The 2,664-nt window shown below is 54.4% G+C and carries 2 protein-coding genes and 1 rRNA gene; all 3 read right to left on the bottom strand.

The genetic code is table 11. From position 1 onward, the window contains the following. Window positions 1-63 precede the first annotated feature (63 nt). On the bottom strand, window positions 64-942 hold the full coding sequence (locus tag HMPREF2682_RS00045; RefSeq protein ID WP_049346887.1) for a DsbA family protein: 879 nt from the start codon (window positions 940-942) through the stop codon (window positions 64-66). Between the two features lie 437 nt (window positions 943-1,379). Beyond that, on the bottom strand, window positions 1,380-2,123 hold the full coding sequence (locus HMPREF2682_RS00040; protein ID WP_049352236.1) for a DUF6891 domain-containing protein: 744 nt from the start codon (window positions 2,121-2,123) through the stop codon (window positions 1,380-1,382). A gap of 320 nt (window positions 2,124-2,443) precedes the next feature. Beyond that, window positions 2,444-2,560 (bottom strand): 5S ribosomal RNA (rrf, locus tag HMPREF2682_RS00035). Between the last annotated feature and the right edge of the window lie 104 nt (window positions 2,561-2,664).

The following is a 2,664-nucleotide window of genomic DNA, read 5'->3' as shown; positions in this document are numbered from 1 at the left end:
ATAGCGTCCAAGTTTCGGGGCGCAGTTCAGCGCGGAGGTTACCGGGTTTTTCTATCGAAGAGGTTACTTCTTCTTAGCTTCGATCTTTTCCTTCAGGAAGGTGCTGAAGTCGTTGCTGGTGTACTGGTCGCCATCAACGAAGACGGTGGGGGTACCCTGAATGCCGTTCTTTGCGGATTCAGCGTTGACCACGTCCACGAAGGGGCGCCACTTGCCGTCGTTCATATCGGAGCCGATGGAGGCGTGGTACTTCGAAGCAATGTCGGCAATCTGCTGGTTGTTCATGTCGCCGCTGCCCTGGTGGGTGAAGATCTCACGCTGGTAGTTCAGGAAGTCGTGGGTGCTGACCTGGTTTGCCACGGAGTATGCCGCTGCCGCGTTACGTGCGGAGTATGCGGTGGGCGAGGTACGGTCCAGGAAGGTCAAGTTGCGGATTTCCAGGGTGATGGTGCCGTCTTCGACGAGCTTCTGGATTTCTTCGCCGTACTTCTTCTCGAACTCTGCACAGTGCACGCAGTTGTAGTCCTGGAAGATGGTCACGCGAACGGGCTGGCCGTTCTTGGATGCCTCTTCAGCGGTCTGCACGCCCGGGGGCAGGGTGTTGACTGCTGCTGCGGTTCCGTTGACCATGGGGGTCACGGAGGAGGTCGAGGTTGCGAGCTGCTTGAAGTCGCGGGTCTCCTGGGTGGAGGAGTTTTTGACGATTCCGTCCTTGGTCAGCACAATGCCACCGTATTCGTTGGCGCTGGCGGGCACGGGGCCGCTTTCTGCTACCTTGGTGTTCTTGTTGCCGTTGATTACGACGAAACCGATGATACCTACGATGACGAGGACCACGGCGAGTACGCCGAGCTGGAGCCAGCGGCGGCTTGCCTGGCTGGGACTCTTCTTGGCCTGCTGGGCCGCAATCTGGCGGGCTTTTTCGCGGGCGTCGGTCGACATGCCTGCTCCTTTGGTTGGGAATATGGGTGGCGGTTCGTCCACTTCTTCTAGCCTACTCCTTATGGAGTACGCACCCATCAGGGCAGAGGTTCAGAGTGCCAGTGCTCGTCTGAGCTCGGCGCCTTCTGATCTCTGCCGGGCGTTCTAAAGCTCAGCTTCCTGCTACGTATAGCAGCTGAAAGGTATGTCGAGCAGTTCCTATCATGTGGATAGGTTCTGTCTTTTCTCTAGTGTGGATGTACCGCGCTACCCGTCTAGCCTACCGAATGGGTGCCTTATCGGCTAGTTAATACTCTGACTGAGATACTGTGATGTCTATTCTCACGCTCTCAGCTTATTTTCCTCGTAAACTTTCGTAGCTCTGGGAGGTTCCTCCCCTGCCACAAGTAGCGCACAAGTATAGCGCCGAGGCACCCATCCGGTTCAGCTCATTACCGCTAGGGGATGTTGTAGACTTCCACTCCCCCAATGAAGGGGCGGGTGTTGTAGTTACCATTCCACTTCACGCTCAGACCGTGCTTCTCCAGCATGGGAATAACCGTCTCTCGCAGCAACTGTGCGGAGAGCTTCTCGTGAAGGGCCCTAATCTCTTCCTTCTGCGCATCGCTCAGGGTATTCCATTTTTCTTCGTCCCTGGGGTAAGCGAGGAAGGAACCGAAACCGATGTAGGTTCCGCCGCTCTCAGCGAGGCTTTCAGTGTCCTGCTCATGGAAGTAGATGTATCCCTTCCATTCACGGCTATCATCCATTTCGTCCCAGATTTCTGCGGATGCGCAGGTACCGCAGCAGGTGAAGTTCTGTCGTGCAATGACTCCTTCTTCTTCCAGCGCTGCGAAGGCACGGTTGAGGTTGGAGTTCTTCTGCATTTCGGGGGTAATGCCCAGCTCAGCAGCAAAGGCACGACGACGCTTGATGAGCTCTTCTACGTAGTCCTCTACGCGCTTTTCCCAGAGCTTGCTGTCTTCGTTTTCGCCGTCGTATTCCAGCCCGAGTACGTCCATCACATAATCGGTGATGGTTTCTACGTACTGTTCGGTATCAGATTCACCCATGAACAGCAGGGGCCAGATGGGCCAGAGCAGTTCGGCTTCGTCTTCTTCGTCCAGTCCCCATTCTTTGGGGAAGGGCGGGTCGAGGCGCTCTTCGCTCCAGCGTTCGTAGATGCTCTTCTCATCAGCCATGATGATGCTCCTTTGCTTGCTCTCTACTCGTTGAGTAGAGATGTGGACTGCTCTTGCTGTTAAGGTATCAAGAGTTTCTCAACCCCACCCTCTATTTCGTCATTCAGGCGGATCTGTGAACTCCCCATCTCGTCGCCCCTGCATCAAGGCTGGCAGGCTGTCTAGGTTGCGTCCCCTGTTCCTCTGCTTCTCAGCTGAGTCTCTAAACCTCTGCATCTCTGATGAGTTAGGTTTCTTTCGTCCAGGAGTTTTCATTCTAAGAGTTTTTGGGTACACAAAAAGAGGGGAAGACCTATAAGGTCTTCCCCTCTTGAATAAAAAACCCGCGGCGACCTACTCTCCCACACCCACAAAAGTGCAGTACCATCGGCGCGAAGAGTCTTAGCTTCTGGGTTCGGAATGGAACCAGGCGTTTCCCTCTTGCTATAACCACGGAAAATCTAGCGAATAACTTCGTTATTCAAAATTTCCGAATAAAAAGCCTCAACTTCCCGAAGGAAGCCCAGGGTTATTATCCAAAAACCATACAGTGAACGCAAAC

It is taken from the genome of Rothia sp. HMSC061D12 (assembly GCF_001836735.1).
GTDB lineage: Bacteria > Actinomycetota > Actinomycetes > Actinomycetales > Micrococcaceae > Rothia.
Note: the sequence above shows the minus strand (reverse complement) of the source record. Positions and strands in the feature narration are given on the sequence as shown.